The organism is Mesorhizobium sp. M2C.T.Ca.TU.002.02.1.1 (assembly GCF_003997225.1).
Map to the genome: position 1 here is coordinate 1 of NZ_RZTO01001273.1, position 1,083 is coordinate 1,083.

The window sequence follows — 1,083 nt, forward strand, 5'->3', positions numbered from 1 at the left end:
CGATCAGACCCGCCAGTGCCGCCCCGCCGTGTTGACGCCGAACAGCGACGGTGTCCTGGCATAGGCGGCGAGCCCGAGCAGCGCCGCCAGCGGATGGGTGATGACATAGACCGGCATTTCGCGCATCAGCGCGCTGTGCGGCGCCTTGTCCTCGAAGGCGGCGCGGAAATTGCCCTCCTTCAGCGCCGGCACGATCTTTTGCGCGATGCCGCCGGTGAGGAACACGCCGCCGCGGCCCATGAACACCAGCGCGAGATCGCCGGCGGTGCGGCCGAGGCAGGTGACGAACAGCGCCAGCGCCTCTTCGGCCACCGCGTCGGTTTTGGCGAGCGCGGCACCGGTGATCTCGGCCGGCGTCGTGAAGGGCGCCGGCTTGCCGTCGGCCCTCGCCACGGCGCGATAGACGTTGACCAGCCCGCGCCCGCACAGGATCTGCTCGCCGGAAATGCGGCCTTCCAGCTTGTCGATATGCGGGAACACCTCGAAGTCGCGCGGCGTGCGCGGTCCGATATCCATATGCCCGCCCTCGCCCGGCACCGGGATCCAGTGGTCGAGCGCATAGATCAGCCCGGCGACGCCAAGACCCGTGCCGGGACCGAGCACGACGCGGCTCGCATTGGGTTCCGGCGTGCCGCCGCCGATCTTTTCCATATGCTCTTCGCCGAGCGCCACGACGGCCAGCGCCTGCGCCTCGAAATCGTTGAGCACCACGACCTCGGTCAGGCCCAGATTGGCGATCATCTTCCGGGGTTTCACGACCCAGGGGCAGTTGGTAAGCGGAATCTCGTCGCCGTCGACCGGTCCGGCGATCGCCAGCACCGCCGAATTCGGCTGGATGGACGAGCGGTCGAGCACCGCCGCCTGGATCGCGTCGTCGATGGTCTTGAAGTTGGCGGTCTGGACGATATGCGGCTCGGTCGCTTCCGAATTGGCGTCGAGCACGATCGAGAAGCGCGCATTGGTGCCGCCAATGTCGCCGATCAGGACCGGAAACCGCAGCCCCTTCTCGTCTTCGCCTGCCATGCTCTTGATCGTCCTCGTTGCGGCGCGGCTGCGCCGTTTCAATCGATTGACTAGCGCATG

1 protein-coding gene is annotated in these 1,083 nt (G+C 67.4%); it reads right to left on the minus strand.

All coding sequences use genetic code 11. The features are described 5' to 3' along the window. Positions 1 to 3: 3 nt before the first annotated feature. Positions 4 to 1,023: a glucokinase gene (locus tag EOD07_RS35405; RefSeq protein WP_127238438.1), complete on the minus strand. Its 1,020-nt coding sequence runs from the start codon at positions 1,021 to 1,023 to the stop codon at positions 4 to 6. Positions 1,024 to 1,083: the final 60 nt, after the last annotated feature.